Here is a 25,006-nt window from a genome sequence, read left to right on the forward strand (position 1 = left end):
GCTGCTGGTTGACGACTTCAGTGGCAAGTGTTGTGTTGGACTTGGAATTTGTAAACGTTGAACCGGGATTTTTTTGTAACGATTCCCTGTCGGAAAATACGTTGTGTCGTCATGGCCTACATGACTTTTCGGTGGAGTGGTGGCTTCAGGCTGCCACGATGCGGTTCCTGCCTTGGTGTTTCGCCTCGTACAGGCGCTGATCCACAAGCTCCAGAAAGTCATTGAGTGAATCATTTCGGGCCGGTGTGATTGTGCCGACGCCGATGCTTAGCGTGACCAGCTGGCTTGCGCTATTGTTCCCATGGGCAATCTGTTCTCGCAGGAGATGTTGGTGGCACCGCTCGGCAACTTTCAGTGCTGCCGCAGGATTGGTTTCCGGCAGAACGATGACAAACTCCTCGCCACCAAAACGGGCAACAAAGTCCTTAGAACGCGTTGCAGCACCCATGAGCACTTTGGCTATACGTTTAAGGCACTCATCCCCTTGCAAGTGACCATGAAGATCGTTGTATTGCTTGAAGTTATCGATATCCAAAAGCAGCACCGAGAGAGGTTGATGATTTCTCAGGGCACTATGCCAGGCCTCGTCCATGAATGAATCAAACATTCGGCGATTCGCTACGCCGGTGAGGCCGTCCTGGAATGAATATTCCTCGAGCTTTTTTTGCAAGGCCACGACTTTTTCTTCGGTTTTCTTGCGCTCGCTGATGTCGAACATGAAACCGATCAACGCTTCGACCTCTCCATTCTCATCGCGGGAAACATGCACCACATCCCGAATCCAGACGTAGTGACCATCTTTGTGCAGTGCCCGATAGTCAGCTTCGTGATCAATGCCTGACTTGGATTGAGCGACACAGAAATCCACGACCCAGCCCTGGTCGTCCGGGTGCATGCGGGTGGCCCAATCTTCTACGCTCTGCCAGCTTTGCGGTGTCCAGCCCAGCAGAGCCTCGATCTGGGGACCGATATAGGCAAACTTCATGGTTTTCCAGTCGATCTTCCAGGGAATGGCCCTGGTAGACTCCAGCAGGGTTTTGTAGACCGAGCTGTCGGCGGCCAGTTCTTCAGGTTTGTTTTTCACGACCGTACCTCCAGGCTTGGCTACTCGGGGTGGAGTCTTCGGTGGATGGATTTGAGAGTATGGGATACGTCGCAGTATAGGGCATTGGCGTCTGGAGGGAAGCTACTCTTCGGTGGATAAATTATGACCCGGTCATTTTGCGGCCATATTGCTTGAACCCCCGGTTCTATTGGGCTCAGGCCGGCTATCCTTGCGCTACGCACAAAGTTATCCACAGATTCTGTGCGTAACCTTGGGTGATGCATGACGAAGCCGCTTGGGGTAGGCTGCCTGCATGTCTATCACCCGGCGTTGTCGCCGCATAAACGGAAAGCGTTAATGAAGTTCCCCATTGTTACGGTTGCCATGGTGTCTGTTGCCCTCGTCTACGTGTTCTGGGGCCAGACTCAGGAATCCTCTGATCCGACCGATCCCGCCCGCTTTGCCAATCTTCAGGCTAACCCTGCCAAAAGCAGTGACGTGGTGGACTGGGCAATTACCCAGATTCCGGAGGTTTGCGCGCAGGCGATAGGGCAGCCTGCCGGCAGTGACGCAGTTAACGATTGCGAGAAGCGTGCGCAATCCCGAACGTCCACCTGCCGCCGGGCTGTGTACGACAACTTCCCGGACCGGGTGACCTCCGAGGCGATGTTCCGGGATGTCTCTATCTCGATGATGAATTGCCTGGTGCCCCAGGGCGGTATTGTTCGGCCATGACCGTTGGTGCGCGGCGGTGGCATGGCGATGATCAGGGCTTTACCTGATGCCCCAGATCGCCCACAATCTTGGGATTCTGATGTTAACAAACACTCACTTTAATAAAACGCAGTAGATGAGGATGCACAGGTGACTGAACTCGTAAGCTACGAACTGAACGACGGCATTGCCACCATCAGCCTGAACAACGGCAAAGCCAATGCCTTGAGCCACGACGTGTTTGCCGGGCTGAATGCCGCTCTGGACCAGGCCGAGCAAGACAAGGCCATTGTGATTCTGACTGGCCAGCCGGGTATGTTCTCCGGCGGCTACGACCTTAAAGAAATGCAGAAAGGCCCGAAAGAAGCAATGGCGCTGGTGAAGGTGGGCTCAACCCTGACCCGTCGCCTGGCGGCGTTCCCGCTCCCGGTGATTGGTGCTTGCAGTGGCCATGCCATCGCCAAGGGTGCGTTTATCCTGTTGTCTGTGGATTACCGCATTGGCGTAGAGGGCGGTTTCAAGCTGGGCCTGAACGAAGTGGCTATCGGTATGACCATGCACCACGCTGGTATCGAGATCGCCCGCCACCGTATGCCGGCGCCGTATTTCTACCGTTCGGTGGTGAATGCCGAGATCTTTAACCCGGAAGGCGCCGTTGCGGCGGGTTTCCTGGATGAGGTGGTGGCTCCGGAGCAGCTGATGGAGCGAGCGGTAGCGGTTGCAACTCAGATGAAGCAGCTCAACCTGAATGCGCATAAGCAAACCAAGCTGAAGGTGAAAGGCGATTACCTGGCGCTGCTGGACCGTTGCATCGAACAGGACGCTGCTCACTTTGATCTGATGGGTTAACCCGAGCCCACCTCTTTCTGGAACTGGCTGGCAGGTTTGATTCTGAACAGCCAGACCAGAAGAGGTTTCGCAGAGTTTGTGGGTAAACACGAGAGGGGGCGAGTGAAATGTCTGAAAAGCCGGGTAAGCCGGTGGCGGCATCCGCCATCGACAAGCATGTGTACAAGGTTTTCCCCAACGATATGAACTCACACAACACAGTGTTTGGCGGCATGATCATGGCCAAGTGTGATCGCCTGGCTCTGGTGGTGGCAGAGCGCCATTCGGCCCATGTTTGCGTGACTGCTGCGGTGGATTCCATCCACTTCCGGGCCCCTGCCAAGGGGAATGACACACTGCTATTCAATCTGTCTCTGAACCGCAGCTGGGGCTCGTCGATGGAGATTGGTGCCCGTGTAGAGGCCGAGAACAGCTATACCGGTGAGACCCGCCACATCCTTTCCGCATTTTTCACCTTTGTGGCCCTGGACAAGAACGATCGGCCTGTTGAGGTGCCACCGGTGATTCCGGAAACGAAAGACCAGATTCGTCGTTACGAGAAAGCCGAAATTCGCCGGGAAGGGCGGCTGAGAACGCGAGACGCGCTTTCAAAAGCAAATGGCTGAGAGACTATCGCTTATTGATTCCAGTCATGGTATATCAGCGCCACAGAAAACCCTTTTTATCGGAATCGGATGTTATGCCTAAAGCGAGTGAGATCAAGAAGAACCAGGCCGTTGAATACGACGGACGCGTCTATTTTGTGAAGGATATCGAGCGCTCGGTACCTCAGGGCCGTGCTGGCGGCAGCTTGTACCGCATGCGCATGTACGATGTAGTGACTAACCAGAAGCTGGATGAGACCTTTAAAGACTCTGACATGCTGAATCTGGCGGATTTGGTGCGTCGTCCGGTCATGTTCTCCTACGCCGATGGCGACGAGTACGTGTTCATGGATAACGAAGACTTCACCCAGTACATGCTGAATAAAAGCGCCATTGAAGACGAGCTGTTGTTCATCACCGAGGATACCCAGGGCGTGATGGCGATTCTGGTCAGTGAAACGCCGGTGGCCATTGATCTGCCGCCGACCGTTGAGCTCACCATTGAAGAAACCGACCCGTCTATCAAGGGCGGTTCGGCAACGGCTCGCACCAAGCCAGCCCGCCTGACCACCGGCCTGGTGGTTCAGGTGCCTGAGCACATCTCTACCGGTGATCGCATCAAGGTGAACGTGGAAGAGCGTAAGTTCCTCAGCCGCGCCTGATGTTTTGATCAGCTCCGTCAGCCGACGGAGCTGATTTCGTCGCCGCTGAGGTGACGATACCCACCAACTGGAAGGTCCGGGTCCAGTACCAGGCTGCCCATGCTTTCCCTGTGCAGTGATGTGATCCGATTGCCGACCGCGTGGAACATGCGCTTTACCTGGTGATACCGCCCCTCAAAGATGGTTACCCGAGCCTCGCGGTCATTCAGTTGCTCCAACCGGGCAGGGGACGTTGTCAGCTGTTCGTATTCAAACCAGATGCCCTCGGCAAAGCGCGTGGCCGTTTCAGGGCTGATGGGTGACGCGGTTGTGACCCGGTAGGTTTTCGGTAGTTTGATGGCAGGCTCGGTGAGCCGGCGGGACCATAGCCCGTCACTGCTCAGAATAAGAAGCCCGGTGCTGGCCCGGTCCAGGCGGCCGCCGATGTGCAAGTGCTCCCGTATTTCCGGCGCAATCAGTTCCATGACGGTCGGGTGTTGGTCATCCTGAGTGGCGCTTAGGTAGCCGGCGGGTTTGTGGAGCATCAGGTAATAAGCGGGTTCGGCTTGCTGGATGATGTTCTGGTCAATTCTGACTTCCTGAAACCGGGAAACCTCCTCTGCGCCGTCCTGACACCTCTGGCCGTCCACGCTCACCCGGCCAGAAGCCAGAAGCTGTCTTGCATGGCGACGACTGACACCGTTCTGGTTGCTGATAATACGGGAGAGCTTCATGGCTCGCTTGGCGTAACGGCCGGCACCAGCCGGCTCAGCTTCTTGATCAGTTTCCGCCAGCCAATGGGCAGGCGCTCTTCCAGGGCGTTCAGCCGGGATTTGTCGATGGACCAGGGGTCAAAGTCCTGTTTGCGCCCGTAGATCACCCAATTGTTGGTCCTGCTCTTGAACACCAGAAGTAACGGGAACTGGCGCTTGAGTTCCCGCAGCAGATTGCCATCTGGTTCCGGCATTCGGTGGTAGTTAAGAACCAGCCAGCCGGTAGAGGATAATGCCCGGCTGCAGGCTTTGATAAACTGCCGCTGGCTTTGCGCCGGGCTCATACGGTCAGCACTGTACAGGTCCGTCAGGATCATATCGGTGCTGGCTTCGGGTAGCTGGTCGACGGCCAGGCGGGCGTCGGCAATATGCACCCTTAGCCGTTCTGATTCGGGTAGTGCAAACCAGTCCTTTGCGATTTCCGCAACCTTTCGCCGAAGTTCATACACATCAATGATGCTGTCCGGAAGCAGCGTGAACAGACCATGGGCCAGTACGCCACCACCCAGGCCCAGCACCGTTACCCTGCTGGGTGAGGCAAAAGCGATTGGCAGCAGCATGGCGCGGTTGTATTCATGCACTGGCACGTTGGGGGATGCGCGCAAGATCTTGCTTTGCTCAAACACCGAATCAAAGCTCAGAATCCGGTGCTTGCGGTCATCGATCACCAGGATGTTGCCATGGGGGTCGCTTGCCACATGCACGATATCGCCCTTGATTTCAGGGCGCTTGATAATCGTGCCCATCAGTTGCTGGCGTAGCGTTGGTGCAGAATGCCGACCCGTTCGACGTAGGCCTTGGTTTCCGCGTAGGGTGGGATGCCATTGAAGCGCCCGACGGCGCCAGGGCCGGCGTTGTAAGCGGCGGTTGCCAGCCGGACATCGCCATTGAAGCGTTTGAGCATGCGGGCAAGGTAATCGACCCCACCACGTATATTGTCTTCAATGGCAAATGGGTCTCTCACGCCCAGTTCATCTGCGGTGCCGGGCATCAACTGCATCAGGCCCTGGGCGCCGACCGGCGACACGGCCTTCGGGTTGAACGCAGATTCGGCATGAATGACCGCCCGAACCAGAGCCGGGTCGACATCGAACTCTTGAGCGGCTGTCAGGATTTCATCCCGGAACGGACTCACGAACAGAGGGGTTTTGTGCCAGTCCACTTTGGAACCCGGGTCGCAGGCGTAGCAGTGAAACCGGATAACCTCGACGTCTTCTGTGCTGGGCCGTTGGCTGCTGTACGCGACCACACCGTGCTCATCGGTGTAGCGGTACACGGTTTCGTTGCGGGTTGAAGCCCGGGGCTGGCTCGGGCTTTTCACGTTGGTGAATTCTACCCGGCCATCCGGATGGACAATGCGCTGGATGCTGTCGGCATGGGCGATGCCGGTCGCCAGAACGAATCCGGTGAGAAGGGCGACCGTTATTCTGGCCAGTAGGGAGATACCGCTTAAATTCATCAAAGACCCGGTACGTTTATTCTGCATGTCAATCTGCCGATATTATCGCGGTAGATGCCCCTGTAAGTGTAGGAGTTTCGTGCCTTGATGATACCGATTGTTCATGGGGTCACAAACTTACTGTGGGCCTCAGGCCTCATCGGGCACCGGTTCGGGTTGGTCTGGTAATCGTTTGCCCGACCAGTTTTCCATCAGCCGGCAAGCGACCAGATCACCGGTCACGTTGATGGCGGTGCGGCACATATCCAGTATCCGGTCCACGCCCATAATCAAGGCAATACCTGCGGGCGGCACGCCCACTGATTGAAGCACCATGGCGAGTATGACAATACCGACCCCCGGTGTAGCGGGCGAACCGATGGATGCACCTACGGCCATGGCTACCACCAGCGCCATGCTGCCAACGCTCAGATCAATGCCATAAACCTGGGCCAGAAACACTGTGGCCACGGCCTGGTAGAGCGCCGTACCGTTCATGTTGATGGTGGCACCCAGGGGAATGACAAACTGGGAAACGGAAGGCCGCACACCCAGTTTGTCTTCCGCGGTGCGAATAGACAGTGGCATGACGGCGGCGGAGCTGGAGGTTGAAAAGGCCAGCAGCAACACATCGCGGGTGTCTTTCAGGAATTGAAGTGGCCGCACCCCTGCGAGGAGCTTGAGAAGGGCGAGGTAGAAAACCATCAAAATGGCCAGGCCAAGCAGTACCGTGGCAACGTAGGAGGCCATGCCCAGCATCGCACGGAACCCGAGCGTGGTGGTCAGTTGTGCCATCAATCCGAAGACTGCATAGGGCGCCAGGCGCATCGCCCAGCGAACCACCGTCATGCAGATTTGTTGCAGGGAGTCGAGCAGGTCCAGCATCGGCTTGGCCTTGTCCCCCGACATACTGACCAGTGCAACGCCGATGATGATAGAGAAAATAACCACCTGCAGCATCTGCCCTTCCACCATGGCATCGAGCGGGTTGCCGGGCAGCAGGCCAATGAGAGTCTGGGGGATTGCATCCAGACCGGGGATGTCGGCGGCAACCGGCACAGCATCGACAGGCGGTGCCGTCAGGCCGGTCATCAGATCGCCCGGGTTAACAAGGCCGCCCACCCAGAGGCCAATGGTCGCTGCAATCGCTGTCGTGATGACAAAGAACAGGGTAACCCGGACGCCCATCTTGCGCAGTTGTTCCAGGTTGTCGCTGGCGGCCAGGCCTCTTACCACCGAGGCTATCACTAGCGGTATCACAATCATCTGGATGGTGGCGAGGAACAGTTGCCCGGGAAAGGCCAGCCAGTTGCCGATCAGCGTGCCGGTTTCCGGCTCGACCAGTCCAACAGAGGGGCCGAGCAGGGTGCCCACCACAAGGCCCAGCCCCATGCCAATCAGCACCTTGAGCCAGAGCCTGCCTTTAACCAGTGTGGCCAGGTAGACGCTCAGGTGACGCAGGGGGCGGGGGTAGTAGTCGGCCTGCTGGCCGTTCGTGTTATCCATGGTCAACATGTCCGTGTTGCGATCAGCCAGTGCCAGCTTTGTGCAATTAAAATAATGAAGTGGTGAACGTAACAATAGGATATTCAGGGAAAATATGCACCTGGATCAATTTCTTCTTAATTCCGCCATGGCGCTCCGGTATTTAAGCTAAACTGCAGATAATTCGAACGATAAGGAGCTTTTATGCCGTTCTCTCCGAACCATCTTGCTGAGCTGAACCTGTTGCTGCAATTTCCCTCGATTTCTACTCAGGAGGGTATCAAGGTGCATGCCCATACGGCGGCGCCTGAAACGGTTCGAGCGGCAGAGTCACTGTTTGCAAAAGGTCTGATCAGCCAGAAAGACGGGGGTTATCTGACCCCTTTGGGCTGCGAGGCCGTTGAGTTTACCCAGAAATTGCAGTCGATGTTGACGAGCGCCTGACTGTAATGGTTGGTTAGCGGAGTTCTGTGTCTGTCTGGCCGGGTTCTGGCAGGGTATAGTCTCCTGCCAGGTTTCCTATCAGCCGAGCTTTGAGCGATGCCCCCGGTTTTCTTTTCCTTTTTTGTTCCTGCCCTGTTTGTCTGGCTCTGGAGCACCGGTTTCATTGGTGCCAAGTACGGCCTGCCGTATGCAGAGCCTTTTACGCTGTTGTTTATCCGCATGTTGTTCACGCTATTACCTTTGGCAGTCTTGGCCATCGTCATGCGTGCCCGATGGCCGGGCTGGCGCAGCGCTGGTCATGTGGCAGTCACCGGTATTCTGGTGCACGGCTGCTACCTGGGAGGGGTGTTCTACGCCATTGATCAGGGTATGTCATCAGGGTTGGTGTCGCTCATTGTGGGCTTGCAGCCGTTGGTAACAGCGCTGGCTGCTGTGGTGTTTCTGCGTGAGGCGGTTTCGCGAAAGCAGTGGGCGGGATTGGTCTTGGGGCTTGTGGGTGTTTCGCTGGTAATCGTAGAAAAGTTTGGAGGAACCAGCACCGGCGATACAGGGTTACCCGGGCTGACGCTGGTCTGGGCAGGGCTGGCGCTGATCGGAATCTCCCTTGGCACCGTTTACCAGAAACGGTTTGGCACGTCGGTTGATCTGGTATCCGGCACCATGATTCAGTACACCGCAGCGGCCCTCTTGTTTGGTGTTGGTGCGATGGTACTGGAGTCCCGAAGTGTGGAATGGTCGCTGCAGTTCAAGCTGGCCCTTGGCTGGCTGGTGTTTGGCCTGTCGGTCAGTGCCATTTTGCTTTTGATGTGGTTGATTCGACGCGGCGCAGCCTCTCAGGTGGCGAGTTTGTTCTACCTGGTGCCACCGGTCACGGCCCTGGAGGCGTTTATCCTGTTTGATGAGCGCTTGGGGCCAATGGCCATGGCCGGCGGGGTTGTTGCGGTGGCTGGCGTGGCCCTGGTTGTTGCTCCAGGGCCACGAAAAGCCAGGTCGGGCTAGTTACGTATTGACACGGAACTTTCAATGCCGGATACGGACTACGGAGTTATGCTGTCATAAACTGCCATATCGATTGGCACAAACTTCCAACTCTGCCTATTTTTGCGTCATACCAACGATTGCCAGCCAAAAGGAAAAAAACATGCACGTTGTCATCGCATCAGCCAGAAACGCCCTGCGAAACGTTACGGGGGCATTGTTCGTCGGATTAACGCTAGCGGCCTCAAGTGCCACGGTTCAGGCTTCTGAGCGGCTGTATATCTTTACCGAACATTATCCTCCTTATAACGCCTCTGTTTCAGGTGAGGGCTTTGCCCACAACGAGGACCAGATCACCGGTATCTGCACCGATATGGTGAAAGCCATGCTGGCAAGGGTAGATTACGATGTGCAGATGAAAATGCGTGCGTGGAGCTACGCCTACGACTGGGTGCAGGGTCGTGAAAACCATGGTCTGTTCTGTACGGCGCGCACCGATGAACGAGAGCAGCTGTTCCAGTGGGTGGGCCCGTTGGCATCCATCGAATGGACCCTGTTTGCGGCTCCAGACTCCGATATAACACTATCCACTCTGGATGATGCCAAAGACCTGAGAATTGCCGGCTACCGGGGCGATGTCATGTCGCAGTACCTGGTGGATCAGGGATTTAACGTGATCATGAATACATCGGGCGATGTGAATCCCCGCCGTCTGGCGCTGGGCCAGGCCGACCTGTGGGTAACGGATGGCCTTGTGGGGCCATTGGTTGCTGAAGACGAACATGGCATTACCGGCCTTAAGCCTGTGTTGGTTTTCCGGGAAACCCCGATGTATCTGGCCATCAGTCTGGAAACCAGTCCGGGCATTGTGGCGGATCTTCAGAAAGCGCTGGACAGCGCCCGCAGCGAGGGTGAGCTGGACGCCATTGTTGCCCGGTACGAATGATCCCTGGTTGGGGCAGGCCGGTGGGCAGTTCAGTCTGTGCTCCGGGTGGGGTGAACTGAGCGAGATAGCGTGGGCTCGCAGCCAATCACCCTGCGGGCCTGCTTGTGGGCATGCAGGTACCACCTCTGGCCGCCACGGGTGAAGGTGTCCGCACGCACCTGAAAGTCGGCAGTTTCAACGGTGGCGGGTATCGGCGTGCCATCGGCGTGTCGATAAACGCAACTTGTGCCTATGGTGAGAGGCTGTTGAAGGGGGAGCTCGATAAAGTCGTCGTCCCTGACTACCGGTGCCTGACCGTTGATTTCAATAACTTTCAGGCAAGGGCCGAAGTGAATGCGGTTGACGTCGTCCACGGATTCCTCAAGGCAGTGGTGAGCTTTGAGAAACGCTACGTCGCTGTCCAGACCCTCCTGGCGATCTGGCAGATTCTGGCAGGCTGTCAGGATCAGCATAAGGGCAGTCAGTAAAGCTACTCTCGTCATCAAGGCCTCCGTGGTGTTGGCATCAGCGCGCCTTGGGGATCTGAACGGAGCGCGTCGATCAGCCGCTGATCTCGTCCATAGATGTCGTTCCGGAACTGTATCACTCCTGATTGATCAACCCACACCGTCCAGTATTGCAGATGAACCGGTATCGGCGTTCTCAGCATCGCATTGACTGGGTCTCTGAGTTCAATGGCCCGGTCTATATTCGCCCGCGACCAGTTGCTGTTACCTTCCAGCAGATGCTCCGCTAATTCAAAGGGCCGCTCAACCCTGATACAGCCGGAACTGAACGTTCGTTCAGCTCGGCCAAACAGGGCCTGCCCCGGGGTGTCGTGCAGGTAAATATCATACTGGTTGGGGAACATGAATTTTATCTGTCCCAACGCATTCATCGGCCCGGGTTCCTGAACCAGCTGGTACGGGAAGTTGTTGGCAGACAGAGTGTGCCAGTCGATAGTAGCCGGGTCCACTTCCACGCGATCAGCGCCCCATCCCCGATAGACCTTAAAATTCATGCGCTCAAGGTAGCCGGGATCGCTGCGGATAATTGGTAGCTGGTCCTGGATCATCAGCTTCCGTGGGACGGTCCAGGTAGGGTTGAATACCAGGTAGCGAATGCGGTCACTGAATACCGGGGTTTGGCGGTAAGGGCGCCCGACGATCACCCGCTGGCGGAGGATTTCCTCACTGGAGCGTACCATGGTCATCTCGAAGCCGGCGATGTTGACCAGTACGTAGGTATCACCAAGATCGTCCGGCAACCAACGCCAACGCTCCAGGCTGGCATCCAGTTGGCGGATGCGCTCGACAGGTAATCTATTCAGGGCAGCAAAAGTCTGGCGCCCGATGATTCCATCCGGTTCAAGGCCATGCCGGGCCTGGAACGCGGGAAGGGCGATCAACAGCTCGTCGTCGTAGCTATCACTTTCGACCGACGCATCGTAGGCATCCGGGCGATCATGGTCGGCACTCGGGATATCGCCAAGAAGGGCAAGCCGACGACGTATCTCGGGGATGCGCGGGTCGTTGTCTCCCGGTCGGAGTGTGGGAGTGGCGGCGAGTTCGTGCCAGGGCTGCCCCAGCAATGCGGTCAGGGTGCGGCGCGCCGTGACCAGTTTCTGGTAGGCTGGCGCTGAAGGTTTTAGCTGTTGCAGGGTCTGGTAAACGGAATTGGTGTCCAGTGCTTGTGCAAGCACGGTGTGGGTTTCCAGATCCTGGCGATTGGCGGTCCATTCAGCGTGAATGGTCCTCGGGTTGACTTTCCCCGCCTGCAAATGGGAGGAAAGCAACAGGAATGCGTCTGACAGTACCAGGTCCAGATCGGCCCGCACTTCTTCCTCGACCTGATCCGTCGGTTGCAGGGCCAGGGCGGCAATCGTTTCGTGGTGATAATCCAGCGGGTTCAAGCCCTGATCAGCCACTTCACTGATGGCCTGGGCCAGTTGACGCCGGGCATTGTAGGAGTTCCAGGCCAGTTCAAACTCCCTGCGCTCATAGAAACGGGTCAGGGCCTCCTTTGCAAGTATCGGTGTGTCGAGCACTGTGACAGGATGCCCGGCTTGCAGGGCTTCTATGCGATTGATAATGCTATCGTCACTGAAGGCGGGGGGGCATGCCAGTAGAAGAATCAGAGCCAGGCCGCGTGATCTTAGATAATTCCATCGTGCGTCTCTCATAATGGCGCTCCTGGCTCCTTTATAGACGATTCAATCGGTTCGCGTGTCCTCCAGTATAGCGTTTTGGTTTTTGCGTGGCTTTCCTGACTTAGCCGGCCCGGCCAAACATGCGTTCCAGAAAGCCAAGCTCCCGAACATCTGCCACCGGTACTGTGTCCAGTTCCTGCATGGCTTTGCGCCAGAAAGCCTCTGGGGTATCAAGATGCGAGACCAGCTTTCGTTCCTCCGGGCTATAGTGGTTGTGATCTCCGGAGATACCGGCGTCCATCAGTTGCTCGGCCCACAGATAAAGCGCTGCCCGAAGGGTTCGGAGTAGCCGGCAATAAACTTCCCGGCTGAGGTTGATGGCCAGTTCGGCACTGAGATTAATCTGCTTTTGCAGGTCTGACATGGCTTCTTTATCCAGTAACACCCGATTGCCATTGCCTTTTTTACAGCTTAAACAGGTATGTTCGAGCTCTTTTACCCCTTCCATCAGGTTCAGGTGCCCGAACTCTTTGGTTTGGGAGTCATTCACCGGCGCCGGAATCCAGCCATACTGGGGGGATTTGGCAACGATATGTCCGGGCAGGTCGAGCCGATAAGGGGGGGCTTTGTCTATATCGGGGTATCCGTCAAACTCGGCCCTTAGCCAGGCAGCCATCTGGCGATGTCGGAGCATGGTTGCCAGGGTAATGGCTGATGGCACGATATCGGCGAGCAGATCGCTGGCATCCTGGGTGCGTTCCATCAGGTGGTCGACAGATGTAGACATGATTATCTCCCTGAGCGTGAGGGTTAAACCCTCGCCGTTATTTTTGTTTTTGGTTCTCCTCATCCGTGCAGAGGAGTAACCTGTGGGTAAAAAGTAGACAGTGGTTAAAGTTTGCGCTGTTGTAAAAGCGTTATGGCTTTGTAACGACGGGTAATCAGGGAGGGCCCGGTGATGAATGAACGGGTTCCGGATTTCAACAACCTGCGCGCAGACATGGTTCGGTATCAGCTTGCCGGCAGGGGGATATTCGATTCAAGAGTGCTGGAAGCCATGGACAGGGTGCCCCGAGAACGCTTTATTCCCGAGCATCTGGCGGGCGAAGCCTATGAAGATTACCCCTTGCCGATTGGTTGGGGGCAGACAATTTCCCAGCCCTATATCGTGGCGCTGATGGCGCAGGCGCTTCAGCTGGAGGGGCGGGAACGGGTGTTGGATATTGGGACTGGATCGGGTTATGCCGCAGCCGTTTTGGCCAGCCTCGCCCTGGAGGTCTTCAGTATCGAGCGGATTCCTGAGTTGGCAGAGCAGGCCAGGAGGAACCTGGAGCGGGCGGGGTTCAGCCAGGTGCATGTTCGCTGCGGCGACGGAACCCTTGGTTGGCCGGAGGCTGCGCCCTTTGATGGCATCTGCGTTGCTGCAGGTGCTCCCGCCGTACCTGAGACCCTTAAACAGCAGCTTGCCGTCGGTGGCCGGTTGATTATTCCTGTGGGGTCGGAGCATTCCGTGCAGCGGCTGGTGTGTATTACCCGCCGGACGGATGCTGACTTCGAGCGCGAAGACTTCGGTGATGTCCGGTTCGTGCCCCTGTTGGGTGAGCAGGGATGGTCCTGACGTCAGTGCCAGGAGGCGCCGAAGTCAGTTTGACGCATGGGTACTCTCGAAGATCTTGTCTGCAGACGCCGCCACAAAGCCGGAGTACAGGTTGCCATCCGGTTTCGGATAGCGCAGGGCGAATTCATAGAAACAGCTGGGTACCGTGGCCACCTGATCAGTGAACTCCAGGGCGACCCGGTCTGCCAGGGTGGAGGATTGCTCGAGCAGTTCCTGAGGTGACCCCTTTACTTCACCCCCGGAGGTGTTTATGGCGAAGCCGTGGTCTTTGAGCAGTTGGTTGATCTGCGCAACGGTTTTGATGCTCTCAAGATGATTGATACTGACCGTAAAATGGTTGGCTCGATAACCCCAGGCTGCGGTCCATGCAGCGTATTCGCTTTCCTCCAGAAGTGAACGGTAAGTGCCGTAATCCAGTTTCCAGTGGCGGCCGGAAGTCAGAAAATCATCGGCATCTACCGCGCCCGGATTCGTTTGGGCCACAAGGCCAGAAACGATGGCCTGCAGTTGCACTGAACATTGATCCACCAGTAGCTCAGAGATGAACACCTTGGGAACATCCGGGTCAGGGTGCTCGTAATGTCGTGCGTAGAGCTTTTTGGCTTCAAAATGATATTCGCCACCCGGCTGATAGCCCAGCTTGAGAAAGTGGCCGGCCAGTTTGTCCAGGCGTACCGGGGCCAGGTTAAAAGTGCGCAGTGCAATGTGATCATTCACGATGGGGTGGCTTTCGCGTTCGCCCAGCAACTGATGAATACGCTCAGCCGAGGGCGTCACCCGTCGATAGGATTGCCAGAGCCGGGAAAAAAGCGCGTTCAGATCATTGTGCATGACGGAACTCCTGGTGAGCACTCATCTCACTTGTGTTCAGTGTGGGGCGGTTTTTGACCAGGGGTAGTGCGCACACCGGGTCTCCACCATTCAAGCCCAGCTTCCGCTGAATGCCAGTCGGTAGGGGAACTTGCTCCGGCTCGTCTCCCCCTGACAGAGAATCGATGATCGTCGCACGGAATCCGGAACACTGGCCGTTGGCCACAATCAAGGGGAACCCGGTGTGGGCGGTAATCCGGGTGCCGCCATATAAACCCCGGTATAGCCCGCTGTTGCGAACACTGGTAATGGCATCCTGTGCGCATTCAATGGTCGGCCCGGCATCGAAAAGATCCACCAGTCCACGATGCCGGAATCCCTCCTGTTTCAGCAAGTGTAGCGCCGGGCGGGTGTCCGGGTGAACCTGGCCGATGACTGCCTGAGCTTCAATGGTCATGTCTGCAATGTCGAACGGACCAGGGGGAACAAGTTGTTCCAGAAAACGAGCATCACTCTGGGCGGAGAGTTGCGTTACCGTGGAAAAATCCAGATCGACCACCTGATGTCTCAGCCAGTTCCAGAAAGGCGAGTGGCCATGAGTGTCAGACACCCCCCGCATCTCTGCTATCACGGTGTTTGCAAAACGCTCGGGGTGCAGTGCCATAAACAGAAACCGGACTTTTGACAGGAGTTTGCCGGCATTGGCCTGGCGATAGTCCGGGCGAAGGTACAGCGAACAGATTTCGGTGCAGCCCGCGTAGTGCTCGCAACGGGTCAGGGTTTCCCTCGCGAGGCCTGCTGGCCCGATCGTTCTGTCGCGTTTGAAGTGGTGCAACGGCCGGTCGAGCCCAACACTGGCCTGGATGCCAGTTGTGCCCATGATCTCATGGCTGTGCTCATCCTCAAGTACAAACAGATACTGCTCGTTTGTGGGATTGTCTACGCGCCGCTCAAAGCTCTTCATGGAATGCTCGATCTTCTGTGCCAGCGCGTCCCGGTCTGGCATCAGGGATGTGAATCCCGGTCCGGATTCAACGGCAATCTGATAAAGGGGATCAAGATCCCGAAGCGTGATAGGGCGGATCAACATGGCCGACATCCTGAACGTTGTTTAGGTCCAGTATGGCGGCTGGTTATGCCGATCTGTAGATTCAAATTGGTCGATATGGTCTAGAATTTAGCCATATTGACGAATCAGGTAATCAAAATGATTAGTATGCAAGACCAGAAATTGTTGGGACTGCTCCGGCAGAATGCTCGCGCCAGTGTGACTGACCTGGCCAAGGGGTTGCATGTTTCCCGTTCCACCGTACAAAACAGACTGGCGAAACTGGAGGCGCAGGGAATCATTCGCGGCTATACCTTACAGCTGGGCGGTGAGTACGCTGCCAACCAGGTGGAGGCCCATGTGTCGGTCAAGGTGCACCAGAAACTTACCGCTCGCACCAACGCCGAACTGGAGCAAATTACTCAGGTCTGCCAGTTGTTTTCGGTCAGTGGTGAGTACGACTTGATTGCCATCGTCCAGGCCCAATCGCTGGAGGAGTTGAGCCGTGTATTGGATGACATCGGGAACCTAAAAGGAGTTGAGCGGACTAACTCGGCGGTCGTGCTTGAGACCCGTTTCAGGCGCTAGTCGGCTCTCAGGAACCAAGAAAACCCGCGTAGGCGGTGTAGAGAAAGGCGCCAGATCCGATGAGAATTACGGCCCAGGCGGGGAAAATCAAAGCAGAGCGAGTCGAGGTTCTCATAGAGCGACAGTCTCTTGTGGTATTGGTTATCAATACGCGGTACTTCTCAATCTAGACCAGACTTGATGGATGTCACGTAATATTTTGGGAGGTGCGTCTCAGCTTCGAGCTAAATGGTCAACGCCCGGGATGTTTATTGCTATTGAGCACGCGGGAAAGTTGGCTAGTATGAATGCAACAATAAAAAGCGATTCCAGACAACCGAAGATAACAACAACAAGGAGCCACCATGGCTATAGACCCACAAAAGCAGACGTCTTTGCACTGCCTGTACTACTGGGCCCAGCACACTCCCGATAACGTTTACCTTACCCAGCCGTTCCCGGATGGCCGGGTGGAAGACATTACTTGGGCGCAGGCCGCTGACCAGGTGTCCCGGATGGCCGCCTACCTGAACAGCCTTGGTCTACCGGAGCACAGCAATATCGGAATCCTGGGCAAGAATAGCGCGCATTGGATACTGTCGGATCTGGCCATTTGGGCAGCCGGTCATGTCAGCGTGCCGCTTTACCCGACTCTGAATGGTGAAACAGCCGCTTACATTCTTGAACACAGCGAGGCTAAACTGTTGTTCCTGGGTAAGCTGGACGGTACGGCCGACGGCTGGAACGACATCAAGCATCATATTCCTGCTGACCTGCCCATCGTGTCTCTGCCTTTGTCGCCGCGCGATGACACTCCCAAATGGCAGGAGATCATCAAAGAGCAATCACCGGCTGAGCCGAAACTGCCTGATCCGGATGCGCTGGCCACCATCGTGTACACCTCTGGCAGTACCGGCCGGCCCAAGGGCGTGATGCACAGCTTCCGCACCATGATTTCGGTGGCAGATGGCCTGCAGCAACTGTTCCCAGTGTCATCCAACGAACGCATGTTGTCTTACCTCCCGCTGGCCCACGTGGCGGAGCGGGCAGCGGTTGAAACCCAGTCCCTTTACTACGGTTTCCACCTGTACTTTGCCAACTCCCTGGATACCTTCCAGGAAGACTTGCAGCGGGCCCGGCCCACGTTGTTCTTCTCGGTACCGCGCCTGTGGATGAAGTTCTACCTGGGCGTGAATGCCAAGTTGCCGCCCAAGAAGCAGAAAATCCTGTTCAATATTCCGATCCTGAACTCGCTGGTTAAAAAGAAGGTGCTCAAACAGCTGGGCCTGGACCATTGTCGGGCCGCCCTGACGGGCGCGGCACCGTTGTCTGGAGAGATTATCGGCTGGTATCGGGGCCTTGGTCTGGAACTGCTGGAAGTGTATGGCATGTCGGAGAACTTCGGTTACTCCCACGCCAACCGCCCCGGCCAGGCCAAGGTGGGTACGGTCGGCATGGCAAACCCTGGTGTTACTCACCGCATTGGCGAAGGTGGCGAGGTTCAGGTCAAGAGCCCCGGTCAGATGCTCGGCTACTACAAGAACGAAGAGAAGACCAAAGAGGACCTGACCGATGACGGCTTTCTCAAAACCGGCGATATGGGTGAAATCGACCAGGATGGTTGCCTGCGTATCACTGGCCGGGTGAAGGATCTGTTCAAAACCTCCAAGGGCAAATACGTGGTGCCCGTGCCAATTGAGAACCGGTTCAATCATCCGAAAGCCGAAGTGGTGTGTGTGGCCGGCGCCAACCAGCCTCAGCCGTGCCTGATGGTGTTGTTGTCAGAAGAGGCCCGGGATGAACTGGATCGTGGTGGTGACCGGGCGGAGCTGGAACAGGAACTGGCCCGGGAGCTTGATGCCGTTAACGCCCAGAGCGAAGCCCATGAGAAAGTGGCTTTCGTAGTAGTGGTCAAGGAGCCCTGGACCATGGAAAACGGCATGTTAACGCCGACCATGAAGATCAAGCGCAATGTGATCGAGGACTTCTACAATCAGAAGATGGACGAGTGGTTTGGTAAGAAGAGTAAGGTGATCTGGGAGTTCTGATCAGGGCGTTAAACACTCACCAAATAAAAACGCCGGCATGGAAACATGCCGGCGTTTTTATTTGTGCTTCGGTTACCGGGTTCCGGTAATCTCAGTGACCGCCCTGTACCTGGGGCATGTCTGGGGCAACCGCAGCCGCTTTGCGGTTGAAAATCCGCACCTTACGGCTGAAAAACTGCATCGCCTGCTGTGCAGCAGCGCGGGTATACTGGCGCCTGACCTCGGTACTGTTGTGGAGGATACTTGACGGCAGCGGGTTTACGGTTGCGATATGGCTCTTGGTCATAGCGCCTTCCTCCTTTGTCTGGTGGATTAATTAGCGATCTATCTTTAATTTAACGACTATTCTAGGAGTTCTTATTTGCAGTTTGAATACGTTAAAATCCGTACTCACGTTGCGAATATGCAGTAACTATGGACTGGGATTATCTTCGATATATACGGGCTCTGGCAATAGGTGGAACGCTGGCGAAAGCCGGTGAATTGCTGGGTGTACACCAAACCACTGTTTTAAGACGACTTGATCATATGGAAGAGTCGTTGGGGGTGCAGTTCTTCGAGCGCAACCGGGATGGTTTGCAGCTCACTCCGGTTGGCGAAATGGCGTTTCGGGAGGCCCAGCGGCTGGCTACCGATGTGGAAAACCTGGAGCGCAAACTGGTAGGTGACGATGCCGCGCCGGTGGGTAAGGTCCGGGTGGCGGCCGAAGATGCCATGATGAATGAACTGCTCGGACCGATCCTGGCGGAGCTGGTTCACGCCTATCCGGATATCGAACTGGAGGTGCTGACCGATAACGATGTGGCGAACCTCAGCCACCGGGAGGCAGACCTGACCTTGCGGCCGGAGAATAAACCCCAGGCGACCCTGGAGGGCGAGCGCATTGCCGCGGTGGATTCCGCTGTCTACGGGGCCGCCCGATACTGCCGTCGACACCGCAATATGGATATCGAGAACCACCCGGAAGACTGCACCTGGATACTGCCGGATGAGAGTTTCAGCCATCTGGCGACCGGGCGTTGGTACCGGAAGCACCTGAAGAACGTCTCCTCGGTGATTCGCTGCAACAGCCTGCAATCCATGGCAATCCTGGCCAGGTCTGGAGCGGGGTTGGCGGTGTTGCCTTGTTATCTGGGCGAGGCCGCGAAAGAGCTGCGCAGGCTATCAGACCCGCTGGAGGGCGAGAGCGTGGATTTGTGGCTGCATGTAAACCAGGATACCCAGCAGATGGCCAGGGTGCGCATCGTTATGGAGTTCCTGGTTGATCGCCTGAAAGCGCTGGAATCTGCCATTGAGATAAGCGCGTCGCTCTGAACCTAAGCGTCGGTCTTGCAGAACGGCCAGAACTGGTACCAGCGCCAACATTGGAACTCCGCTTCGCACTGCTTTAACTGGTTGTCGTACCGGAAGGCGCGGTTCTGAACCCTTCGGGCCAGGGACTGTATGGCCGGTTTCTGTTCGAACGAGCGGCGTGCGTAGCCGCCCCGGCCTTCATGATAGGCCAGGTAAAGCTGCCGGGGTGCGCTGAATGGAATGCCCAGCTCGCGGTTGCTGAGGTGGTTGTACCAGCCGACAAAATCCAGCGCGTATTGCATGTCGGTGCGCACGGTTCGCCAGGATGCGTCGTTCGCCACCAGGTATTCGCCCCAGGCGGGGTCAAGGGCCTGGGCATAACCGTAAGCGGTGGTGGGGCGCTTCCAGGGAATCAGTCCCCAAAGCCGGGTGCGGGGCGGCCGGGCATGGCTCCGGAAAGACGATTCGTAATAGACAAAAGCCAGCTGTGTGGCGATGGGGGTGCCCCATTTCTCCTCGGAGGCCCGGGCATAGTCGTACCACACCGTATGTTCCCTGAATATCTCACAGATGTTTTCCGGGTTGGCCGGAGGTTCCGGGGCGAGCAGACTGAATCGTAGGGTGGCCCAGGTGCCGATAACCAACCCCAGCAAAGGCAGGCCGTACCAGCTGATGCGGGAGCGCCATACATTAAACCGCTTGTTGCGGATATTTCGAGATTTTCGGGTTCTTCTGCGCCACATCCCTACCAAACTGTCATCTCCAAAGGCCTTGGGGCACTTGCCGTAATGGCTTCAGGCGTGTCATAAACAGGGCCATTGCAGTAACAGGATAATAGAGAAATGAGACTGATCACCCTAGTTAAACCTCTTTTAGTTGCCGGGCTTATATCGTCAGGAATGGCCCATGCATCAACGGATGCCCGTGACGTTCTGGCAGCATCGCCCATTGATGACATCGTGGGCCAGTATCCGGCCATGATGAGTCAGGGTATTCGGGATGGTCTCAAACAGAGCGGCCAGGTGCCGCCGATGGTGGCCGATACTATTGGTTATGTGGTCAGCAGCAGTTACAGGGCCGAGGACATCGAGCGCAAGCTGGTGGCCAGCCTGGACGAGTCGCTGACGAGCAAACAGCTTGAGGAGGTATATGCCTGGTACCAGACCCCTGTCGCACAGAAGATATCTCGTGCGGAGATTGCGGTATCTGCCCCGTCAGCCTGGTCGGAGGTGCGTAACAGAGCCGGGGAGCTGAACGAAGCCTACAAGGGCACTGCCCGGGAAAGGCTGTTCGACCGTTTTGACCGGGCTTCCCGCGCAACGGAAACCACCGTGGATACCACCATTGCCGTGCAGTTGGGTTTGGCAACCGCCATGGCGGCCTTGAGCAGTGACTCGGTGCATTACGAGCGGTTACGTCAGCGTTTGGAGAACCAGCGTGGGATGTTGCAGGGCATGGTTGGGCAACAGGTTTACGACAGCTATTTGTACACCTATCGGGATATCAGTGTTCAGGAACTGGGTCTGTATCTGGACTTTCTGGAGAGTGAATCGGGTAAACGCTTTACCGAGGTGGTCACAGAGAGCATTCAGGCGTCGATTACGGACCCTATTGAAACCATCGGTAGCCAATTGGCGCGGTTCAGGAATTTCGGGACAGGCGACTCCCGATAACAGACGCCTGCTGTCTGCGCAGTCAAGCGCAGACAGCAGTTGCACTGGCTTAGCTGCGGGAAGTTACTTCCAGGAGGTGATAGCCGAATTGGGTCTTGATCGGCCCGATCACGGTGTTCAGGTCGCTGCTGAACACGGCCTTGTCAAACTCGGGAACCATCTGGCCAGGGCCGAAGGAACCCAGGTCGCCACCGTTACGGCCGGACGGGCAGGAGGAATGCTGTTTCGCCACTTCGGCGAAATCCTGGCCACCTTCAATAGCCTTCTTCAGTTCTTCACATTTTGCTTCGCTGTCTACCAGAATGTGGCGTGCAGTTGCTTGTGCCATGGTCAAGTTCCTGTTGTCGGATGGAGGAATGGACGGAAACGTCTGACGTGAATGCTGCCCGCACAGCTCGCCGCTGGCAAGCCCTTTTTATCCGTGTTTCTGCGGCCTCACAGTCTTGCGCCCAAACCTGTACAATGCCGGCTTTTATTTGCCGGCTTGCTGCCGGCCCTCACGCTGACAGGTTCTTTTCTTGATCTCCACCGCCAATCTCACCATGCAGTTCGGGGCCAAGCCCCTGTTTGAAAACGTATCCGCCAAGTTCGGCATCGGCAACCGTTACGGTTTGATCGGTGCCAATGGCTGCGGCAAGTCCACCCTGATGAAAATCCTCGGTGGCGACCTGGAGCCGTCCGCCGGCCAGGTGATGCTGGAGCCCAACATCCGCCTCGGTAAACTCCGCCAGGATCAGTTCGCCTACGAGGACTGCACGGTGATGGACACCGTGATCATGGGCCATGAGGAACTGTGGCGGGTGAAGAAAGAGCGGGACCGTATCTACTCCCTGCCGGAAATGAGCGAAGAAGACGGCATGGCGGTGGCGGACCTGGAAGTGGAATTCGCCGAAATGGACGGCTACACCGCCGAATCCCGCGCCGGCGAACTCCTGCTGGGCCTGGACATTCCGCTGGAACAGCACAACGGCCCCATGAGCGCCCTGGCCCCAGGTTGGAAACTGCGCGTGCTGCTCGCCCAGGCCCTGTTCTCCGACCCGGACGTGCTGCTGCTGGACGAGCCCACCAACCACCTGGATATCAACACCATCCGCTGGCTGGAAAACATCCTGGTGGCCCGCAACAGCACCATGATTATCATTTCTCACGACCGCCACTTCCTGAACAGTGTGTGCACCCACATGGCGGATCTGGATTACGGTGAACTGCGCCTGTTCCCGGGCAACTACGACGAATACATGACCGCCGCCACCCAGGCCCGCGAGCGCATGTTGTCAGACAACGCCAAGAAAAAGGCCCAGATTGCCGAACTGCAGCAGTTCGTCAGCCGCTTCTCGGCCAACGCCTCGAAAGCCAAGCAGGCCACCTCCCGCGCCAGGCAGATCGATAAGATCCAGTTGGAGGAAGTGAAGCCGTCCAGCCGGGTGAGCCCGTTCATCCGCTTCGAGCAGGGCAAGAAACTGCACCGTCAGGCGGTCACCCTGAAAGGCCTGACCAAGGGCTTCGACGAAGGCCCCCTGTTCAAAAACCTGGATCTGCAGATTGAGGCGGGAGAGCGGGTGGCTATCATCGGCCCGAACGGAATTGGTAAAACCACGCTGCTGCAGTGCCTGGCCGGCGCCTATGAGCCGGATGCCGGCGAGGTGAAATGGACCGACAGTGCCGAGGTCGGTTACTTCGCCCAGGACCACACCGCCGACTTTGCCCGGGACGACACCCTGACCGATTGGATGGCCCAATGGACTACCGGTGGTGAGCAACTGGTGCGCGGTACGTTGGGACGGATGTTGTTCTCCGGGGATGACATCGGCAAGTCGGTGAAGGTGATTTCCGGTGGTGAGCAGGGGCGGATGCTGTTTGGTAAGCTGATTCTGCAGAAGCCGAATGTGATGCTGATGGATGAGCCGACTAATCACCTGGATATGGAGTCTATTGAGGCGTTGAACCTGGCGCTGGAGAATTATCCGGGTACGCTGATTTTCGTCAGCCACGACCGGGAGTTTGTTTCGTCGCTGGCGACTCGGATTATTGAGTTGAAGGCGGATGGCATTACCGATTTCAGCGGTACTTATGATGACTATCTCCGGAGCCAGGGTTACGTCTGATCCTCGATCGTCTGACCTTGGGAGTTTGCGGACGGTTGGGTAGGCCTGTCCAAAAAACGCTCCTTACGGCACATCCCTGTGGCGCTTGGGCTCCGCCATCCATGGCTCCGCACATTTTTGGACAGGCCTACCCAACCGTCCGCTCGCACTATTGAGTGGTCATCCAGAGAATAAAGGACAAACTGATGAGTGAGTCTCCGGTTGTGATCGCAACCCGAAAATGGGTCGAAGACGTAGTCGTTGGCTACAACCTCTGCCCCTTCGCCAAACGGGAACTGGTCAAGAACCGGATTCGGTTTACGGTGACAGAGGCGAAGAACGACGACGACCTCCTGCAGGCTCTGCATGCAGAATTGCAGCGTCTGGAAGACGAACCGGAGATCGAAACCACGTTGTTGATACACCCGGGTGTTCTGCAGGATTTCTACGCCTACAACGAGTTTCTGGACGCTGCCGATGCGTTGCTGGCCTACCTGGAGTTGGAGGGTGTTTATCAGATCGCCAGTTTCCACCCGGATTACCAGTTCGCCGAAACCGAGCCGGGGGCTGCTGAGAATTACACCAACCGGTCTCCGTACCCCATGTTGCACCTGTTGCGGGAAGCGAGTCTGGAGGCGGCGATTGATAGCCATCCGGATGTGGACGGGATTCCTGATCGGAATATCGCGCTAATGAATGAGCTGGGTGCGGAGAAGATGCGGAGTATTCTCGCAAATTGTCTGAACGTCTCTGTCCAAGAGCGGGCAGGGGAGTAGACGACAGGAGCGGTTGGGGTAAGGCTTTCAAAACTGTGCGGAGCCAGGGATGGCGGAGCCCAAGCGCCACATGGATGTGCTTGAGCGTGTTTTGAAAGCCTTACCCCAACTGCGACAGCACGGCCTATCAGGCTGGGTGATCGTAACTCCGAAGGTGCGCGCTCGTGAAATTCCAGAATAAGAGTCAAAGACTATGGGACTGCTTTTCGAACAAATTGACAGCCAGCCCTCGGTGATCGGGGAAATCACGCTGCGCCGCCGCAGGATTCCGGCACTGGGTGACCGGGATATCTACGAAGTGAAACTGGGCGAAGAATTCCTCATGTCCAGCATGTTTGTCGACGCCGAAGTGGCCCTCTCAGACATCGGCCTGGGCGAAACCGAAGGCGACAAGCTCAGTGTTGTTGTGGGCGGACTCGGCCTTGGCTATACCGCTGTCGCAGCTCTCAAACATGAGCGCGTCAGCGAACTGCTTGTGGTGGAATACCTGAAACCCGTCATCGGCTGGCACCAGCAAGAAAAAGTGCCCCTCGGCAAAGACCTCAACGCCGACCCCCGCAACCGCTACATACACGGCAGCTTCTTCGACCTCGCCATCGCTGACCCCGAAACCGGCGGCTTCGACCCGGAAGCACCGGGCAAACAGTTCGACGCCGTTCTGCTAGACATCGACCACTCTCCCAGAGCGCTGCTGCACGATTCCAGTGCCAGCTTCTACACCGCCAACAACCTCCGCCTCATGGCCCGGCAACTCAAACCCCGTGGCGTGTTTGCCATGTGGTCCAACGAAGGTGAGGACGATGAATTCATGGCGACTCTGGGGGAAGTGTTTACCGACTTGGCCTGCCACGTTGTCAGCTTCTACAACCCCTTCCAGAACCGCGAATCATTCAACACCGTCTACGTGGCCCGCAAACCAGGCTGAAAACCTTAAGCGGCTTTTTCCAAGGCCCCAGCCAGTGCAAGGTTGGGGTAATCACTACCCCTGGTAACCACGATCCCCGGTTTGCTGACAGCCCCCTGGTCTTCTAGGCTCAAGTAAAAGGAGCAGCTTTCAGGAGGTT

The 25,006-nt window shown here is 56.7% G+C and carries 28 protein-coding genes; 15 read left to right on the forward strand and 13 right to left on the reverse strand.

Annotated elements, in window-relative coordinates; all coding sequences use genetic code 11:
* Positions 1 to 145 precede the first annotated feature (145 nt).
* Positions 146 to 1,084 (reverse strand): sensor domain-containing diguanylate cyclase, encoded by a 939-nt coding sequence (locus C7H10_RS10960; RefSeq protein WP_106694903.1) that lies wholly within the window; start codon positions 1,082 to 1,084, stop codon positions 146 to 148.
* A 318-nt stretch (positions 1,085 to 1,402) separates the two neighbouring features.
* Here C7H10_RS10960 and C7H10_RS10965 point away from each other — a divergent pair, with 318 nt between their 5' ends.
* The 4 genes from C7H10_RS10965 (at position 1,403) to efpL (ending at position 3,854) form a co-directional block, all read left to right on the forward strand.
* The gene (locus C7H10_RS10965; protein ID WP_106694904.1) at positions 1,403 to 1,780 is read left to right on the forward strand and encodes a hypothetical protein; all 378 of its coding nucleotides are present in this window, start codon (positions 1,403 to 1,405) and stop codon (positions 1,778 to 1,780) included.
* A gap of 129 nt (positions 1,781 to 1,909) precedes the next feature.
* Positions 1,910 to 2,608 (forward strand): crotonase/enoyl-CoA hydratase family protein, encoded by a 699-nt coding sequence (locus C7H10_RS10970; protein ID WP_072676583.1) that lies wholly within the window; start codon positions 1,910 to 1,912, stop codon positions 2,606 to 2,608.
* A 107-nt stretch (positions 2,609 to 2,715) separates the two neighbouring features.
* Entirely contained in the window at positions 2,716 to 3,213 is a 498-nt protein-coding gene (locus C7H10_RS10975) for an acyl-CoA thioesterase (RefSeq protein ID WP_072678156.1), read from the forward strand.
* A 74-nt stretch (positions 3,214 to 3,287) separates the two neighbouring features.
* Positions 3,288 to 3,854 (forward strand): elongation factor P-like protein EfpL, encoded by a 567-nt coding sequence (efpL, locus tag C7H10_RS10980; protein WP_058092192.1) that lies wholly within the window; start codon positions 3,288 to 3,290, stop codon positions 3,852 to 3,854.
* 17 nt (positions 3,855 to 3,871) lie between these two features.
* On the opposite strand, the gene C7H10_RS10985 is transcribed toward efpL, so the two are convergent.
* The 4 genes from C7H10_RS10985 to C7H10_RS11000 all read right to left on the reverse strand — a co-directional run bounded on the left by C7H10_RS10985 (position 3,872) and on the right by C7H10_RS11000 (position 7,550).
* Positions 3,872 to 4,567 carry a pseudouridine synthase gene (locus C7H10_RS10985; protein ID WP_106694905.1) on the reverse strand — a complete coding sequence of 232 codons (696 nt, stop codon included), beginning with the start codon at positions 4,565 to 4,567 and terminating at the stop codon, positions 3,872 to 3,874.
* On the reverse strand, positions 4,564 to 5,352 hold the full coding sequence (locus C7H10_RS10990) for a spermidine synthase (RefSeq protein WP_106694906.1): 789 nt from the start codon (positions 5,350 to 5,352) through the stop codon (positions 4,564 to 4,566). The genes C7H10_RS10985 and C7H10_RS10990 overlap by 4 nt, the downstream gene beginning before the upstream one ends.
* On the reverse strand, positions 5,352 to 6,065 hold the full coding sequence (locus C7H10_RS10995; protein WP_106695173.1) for a lytic transglycosylase domain-containing protein: 714 nt from the start codon (positions 6,063 to 6,065) through the stop codon (positions 5,352 to 5,354). The genes C7H10_RS10990 and C7H10_RS10995 overlap by 1 nt, the downstream gene beginning before the upstream one ends.
* 129 nt (positions 6,066 to 6,194) lie before the next feature.
* Entirely contained in the window at positions 6,195 to 7,550 is a 1,356-nt protein-coding gene (locus C7H10_RS11000; RefSeq protein WP_106694907.1) for a dicarboxylate/amino acid:cation symporter, read from the reverse strand.
* A 183-nt stretch (positions 7,551 to 7,733) separates the two neighbouring features.
* Here C7H10_RS11000 and C7H10_RS11005 point away from each other — a divergent pair, with 183 nt between their 5' ends.
* The 3 genes from C7H10_RS11005 to C7H10_RS11015 all read left to right on the forward strand — a co-directional run bounded on the left by C7H10_RS11005 (position 7,734) and on the right by C7H10_RS11015 (position 9,897).
* Entirely contained in the window at positions 7,734 to 7,973 is a 240-nt protein-coding gene (locus C7H10_RS11005; RefSeq protein ID WP_106694908.1) for a TIGR02647 family protein, read from the forward strand.
* 96 nt (positions 7,974 to 8,069) lie between these two features.
* On the forward strand, positions 8,070 to 8,972 hold the full coding sequence (locus C7H10_RS11010) for a DMT family transporter (RefSeq protein WP_106694909.1): 903 nt from the start codon (positions 8,070 to 8,072) through the stop codon (positions 8,970 to 8,972).
* Positions 8,973 to 9,114: 142 nt separating this feature from the next.
* The gene (locus C7H10_RS11015; protein ID WP_106694910.1) at positions 9,115 to 9,897 is read left to right on the forward strand and encodes a substrate-binding periplasmic protein; all 783 of its coding nucleotides are present in this window, start codon (positions 9,115 to 9,117) and stop codon (positions 9,895 to 9,897) included.
* Between the two features lie 29 nt (positions 9,898 to 9,926).
* On the opposite strand, the gene C7H10_RS11020 is transcribed toward C7H10_RS11015, so the two are convergent.
* The 3 genes from C7H10_RS11020 to C7H10_RS11030 form a co-directional block, all read right to left on the reverse strand.
* Positions 9,927 to 10,379, reverse strand: a complete 453-nt coding sequence (locus tag C7H10_RS11020; protein WP_106694911.1) for a hypothetical protein — start codon at positions 10,377 to 10,379, stop codon at positions 9,927 to 9,929.
* Complete coding sequence (locus C7H10_RS11025) at positions 10,379 to 12,058, reverse strand: L,D-transpeptidase family protein (protein ID WP_106694912.1); 1,680 nt, start codon at positions 12,056 to 12,058, stop codon at positions 10,379 to 10,381. The genes C7H10_RS11020 and C7H10_RS11025 overlap by 1 nt, the downstream gene beginning before the upstream one ends.
* 88 nt (positions 12,059 to 12,146) lie before the next feature.
* Positions 12,147 to 12,812, reverse strand: coding sequence for an AbiTii domain-containing protein (locus tag C7H10_RS11030; RefSeq protein WP_106694913.1), 666 nt, complete (start codon positions 12,810 to 12,812; stop codon positions 12,147 to 12,149).
* 171 nt (positions 12,813 to 12,983) lie between these two features.
* Here C7H10_RS11030 and C7H10_RS11035 point away from each other — a divergent pair, with 171 nt between their 5' ends.
* A complete protein-coding gene (locus C7H10_RS11035) occupies positions 12,984 to 13,643 on the forward strand; it encodes a protein-L-isoaspartate(D-aspartate) O-methyltransferase (RefSeq protein ID WP_061333066.1) in 660 nt (219 codons plus the stop codon).
* Positions 13,644 to 13,667: 24 nt separating this feature from the next.
* Here C7H10_RS11035 and C7H10_RS11040 read toward each other — a convergent pair whose 3' ends face one another.
* Complete coding sequence (locus C7H10_RS11040; protein ID WP_106694914.1) at positions 13,668 to 14,474, reverse strand: DUF1338 domain-containing protein; 807 nt, start codon at positions 14,472 to 14,474, stop codon at positions 13,668 to 13,670.
* Complete coding sequence (locus C7H10_RS11045; protein WP_106694915.1) at positions 14,464 to 15,543, reverse strand: arginine N-succinyltransferase; 1,080 nt, start codon at positions 15,541 to 15,543, stop codon at positions 14,464 to 14,466. Before C7H10_RS11045 ends, C7H10_RS11040 begins: the two co-directional genes overlap by 11 nt.
* Positions 15,544 to 15,660: 117 nt before the next feature.
* On the opposite strand from C7H10_RS11045, the gene C7H10_RS11050 reads away from it, so the two are divergent.
* Together C7H10_RS11050 and C7H10_RS11055 are read left to right on the forward strand one after the other, a co-directional pair.
* Positions 15,661 to 16,089: an Lrp/AsnC family transcriptional regulator gene (locus C7H10_RS11050; RefSeq protein ID WP_106694916.1), complete on the forward strand. Its 429-nt coding sequence runs from the start codon at positions 15,661 to 15,663 to the stop codon at positions 16,087 to 16,089.
* A 344-nt stretch (positions 16,090 to 16,433) separates the two neighbouring features.
* Entirely contained in the window at positions 16,434 to 18,116 is a 1,683-nt protein-coding gene (locus C7H10_RS11055; RefSeq protein WP_106694917.1) for an AMP-binding protein, read from the forward strand.
* A gap of 91 nt (positions 18,117 to 18,207) precedes the next feature.
* On the opposite strand, the gene C7H10_RS11060 is transcribed toward C7H10_RS11055, so the two are convergent.
* Complete coding sequence (locus tag C7H10_RS11060) at positions 18,208 to 18,402, reverse strand: hypothetical protein (protein ID WP_061333071.1); 195 nt, start codon at positions 18,400 to 18,402, stop codon at positions 18,208 to 18,210.
* Positions 18,403 to 18,530: 128 nt separating this feature from the next.
* Here C7H10_RS11060 and C7H10_RS11065 point away from each other — a divergent pair, with 128 nt between their 5' ends.
* A complete protein-coding gene (locus C7H10_RS11065; RefSeq protein WP_106694918.1) occupies positions 18,531 to 19,430 on the forward strand; it encodes a LysR family transcriptional regulator in 900 nt (299 codons plus the stop codon).
* A 2-nt stretch (positions 19,431 to 19,432) separates the two neighbouring features.
* Here the strand turns inward: C7H10_RS11065 and C7H10_RS11070 are convergent, their stop codons facing one another.
* A complete protein-coding gene (locus C7H10_RS11070; RefSeq protein ID WP_106694919.1) occupies positions 19,433 to 20,152 on the reverse strand; it encodes a transglycosylase SLT domain-containing protein in 720 nt (239 codons plus the stop codon).
* A 156-nt stretch (positions 20,153 to 20,308) separates the two neighbouring features.
* On the opposite strand from C7H10_RS11070, the gene C7H10_RS11075 reads away from it, so the two are divergent.
* Positions 20,309 to 21,082 carry a DUF2059 domain-containing protein gene (locus C7H10_RS11075; protein WP_244178262.1) on the forward strand — a complete coding sequence of 258 codons (774 nt, stop codon included), beginning with the start codon at positions 20,309 to 20,311 and terminating at the stop codon, positions 21,080 to 21,082.
* 49 nt (positions 21,083 to 21,131) lie between these two features.
* Here C7H10_RS11075 and C7H10_RS11080 read toward each other — a convergent pair whose 3' ends face one another.
* Positions 21,132 to 21,410 (reverse strand): peptidylprolyl isomerase, encoded by a 279-nt coding sequence (locus C7H10_RS11080; RefSeq protein ID WP_022987955.1) that lies wholly within the window; start codon positions 21,408 to 21,410, stop codon positions 21,132 to 21,134.
* 190 nt (positions 21,411 to 21,600) lie between these two features.
* On the opposite strand from C7H10_RS11080, the gene C7H10_RS11085 reads away from it, so the two are divergent.
* From C7H10_RS11085 to C7H10_RS11095, 3 genes are all read left to right on the forward strand, one after another.
* A complete protein-coding gene (locus C7H10_RS11085; protein ID WP_106694921.1) occupies positions 21,601 to 23,187 on the forward strand; it encodes an ABC-F family ATPase in 1,587 nt (528 codons plus the stop codon).
* Between the two features lie 185 nt (positions 23,188 to 23,372).
* The gene (locus tag C7H10_RS11090) at positions 23,373 to 23,942 is read left to right on the forward strand and encodes a DUF1415 domain-containing protein (protein WP_106694922.1); all 570 of its coding nucleotides are present in this window, start codon (positions 23,373 to 23,375) and stop codon (positions 23,940 to 23,942) included.
* A 193-nt stretch (positions 23,943 to 24,135) separates the two neighbouring features.
* Complete coding sequence (locus tag C7H10_RS11095; protein ID WP_106694923.1) at positions 24,136 to 24,867, forward strand: polyamine aminopropyltransferase; 732 nt, start codon at positions 24,136 to 24,138, stop codon at positions 24,865 to 24,867.
* The last annotated feature ends 139 nt before the right edge of the window (positions 24,868 to 25,006 follow it).

This window comes from Marinobacter shengliensis, assembly GCF_003007715.1.
GTDB classification, from domain to species: Bacteria; Pseudomonadota; Gammaproteobacteria; order Pseudomonadales; family Oleiphilaceae; genus Marinobacter; species Marinobacter shengliensis.

What these genes read in the sequence shown, in the direction of transcription:
- C7H10_RS11055 (WP_106694917.1), top strand. Translation starts at nt 16,434, where the DNA reads ATGGCTATAGACCCACAAAAGCAGACGTCTTTGCACTGCCTGTACTAC.
- C7H10_RS11060 (WP_061333071.1), bottom strand. Translation starts at nt 18,402, where the DNA reads ATGACCAAGAGCCATATCGCAACCGTAAACCCGCTGCCGTCAAGTATC.
- C7H10_RS11045 (WP_106694915.1), bottom strand. Translation starts at nt 15,543, where the DNA reads ATGTTGATCCGCCCTATCACGCTTCGGGATCTTGATCCCCTTTATCAG.
- efpL (WP_058092192.1), top strand. Translation starts at nt 3,288, where the DNA reads ATGCCTAAAGCGAGTGAGATCAAGAAGAACCAGGCCGTTGAATACGAC.
- C7H10_RS11040 (WP_106694914.1), bottom strand. Translation starts at nt 14,474, where the DNA reads ATGCACAATGATCTGAACGCGCTTTTTTCCCGGCTCTGGCAATCCTAT.
- C7H10_RS11000 (WP_106694907.1), bottom strand. Translation starts at nt 7,550, where the DNA reads ATGGATAACACGAACGGCCAGCAGGCCGACTACTACCCCCGCCCCCTG.
- C7H10_RS10975 (WP_072678156.1), top strand. Translation starts at nt 2,716, where the DNA reads ATGTCTGAAAAGCCGGGTAAGCCGGTGGCGGCATCCGCCATCGACAAG.
- C7H10_RS11075 (WP_244178262.1), top strand. Translation starts at nt 20,309, where the DNA reads ATGGCCCATGCATCAACGGATGCCCGTGACGTTCTGGCAGCATCGCCC.
- C7H10_RS10985 (WP_106694905.1), bottom strand. Translation starts at nt 4,567, where the DNA reads ATGAAGCTCTCCCGTATTATCAGCAACCAGAACGGTGTCAGTCGTCGC.
- C7H10_RS10995 (WP_106695173.1), bottom strand. Translation starts at nt 6,065, where the DNA reads ATGAATTTAAGCGGTATCTCCCTACTGGCCAGAATAACGGTCGCCCTT.
- C7H10_RS11065 (WP_106694918.1), top strand. Translation starts at nt 18,531, where the DNA reads ATGGACTGGGATTATCTTCGATATATACGGGCTCTGGCAATAGGTGGA.
- C7H10_RS11050 (WP_106694916.1), top strand. Translation starts at nt 15,661, where the DNA reads ATGATTAGTATGCAAGACCAGAAATTGTTGGGACTGCTCCGGCAGAAT.
- C7H10_RS11015 (WP_106694910.1), top strand. Translation starts at nt 9,115, where the DNA reads ATGCACGTTGTCATCGCATCAGCCAGAAACGCCCTGCGAAACGTTACG.
- C7H10_RS11010 (WP_106694909.1), top strand. Translation starts at nt 8,070, where the DNA reads ATGCCCCCGGTTTTCTTTTCCTTTTTTGTTCCTGCCCTGTTTGTCTGG.
- C7H10_RS11005 (WP_106694908.1), top strand. Translation starts at nt 7,734, where the DNA reads ATGCCGTTCTCTCCGAACCATCTTGCTGAGCTGAACCTGTTGCTGCAA.
- C7H10_RS11080 (WP_022987955.1), bottom strand. Translation starts at nt 21,410, where the DNA reads ATGGCACAAGCAACTGCACGCCACATTCTGGTAGACAGCGAAGCAAAA.
- C7H10_RS11095 (WP_106694923.1), top strand. Translation starts at nt 24,136, where the DNA reads ATGGGACTGCTTTTCGAACAAATTGACAGCCAGCCCTCGGTGATCGGG.
- C7H10_RS11030 (WP_106694913.1), bottom strand. Translation starts at nt 12,812, where the DNA reads ATGTCTACATCTGTCGACCACCTGATGGAACGCACCCAGGATGCCAGC.
- C7H10_RS10965 (WP_106694904.1), top strand. Translation starts at nt 1,403, where the DNA reads ATGAAGTTCCCCATTGTTACGGTTGCCATGGTGTCTGTTGCCCTCGTC.
- C7H10_RS10990 (WP_106694906.1), bottom strand. Translation starts at nt 5,352, where the DNA reads ATGGGCACGATTATCAAGCGCCCTGAAATCAAGGGCGATATCGTGCAT.
- C7H10_RS11035 (WP_061333066.1), top strand. Translation starts at nt 12,984, where the DNA reads ATGAATGAACGGGTTCCGGATTTCAACAACCTGCGCGCAGACATGGTT.
- C7H10_RS11020 (WP_106694911.1), bottom strand. Translation starts at nt 10,379, where the DNA reads ATGACGAGAGTAGCTTTACTGACTGCCCTTATGCTGATCCTGACAGCC.
- C7H10_RS11090 (WP_106694922.1), top strand. Translation starts at nt 23,373, where the DNA reads ATGAGTGAGTCTCCGGTTGTGATCGCAACCCGAAAATGGGTCGAAGAC.
- C7H10_RS11025 (WP_106694912.1), bottom strand. Translation starts at nt 12,058, where the DNA reads ATGAGAGACGCACGATGGAATTATCTAAGATCACGCGGCCTGGCTCTG.
- C7H10_RS11070 (WP_106694919.1), bottom strand. Translation starts at nt 20,152, where the DNA reads ATGTGGCGCAGAAGAACCCGAAAATCTCGAAATATCCGCAACAAGCGG.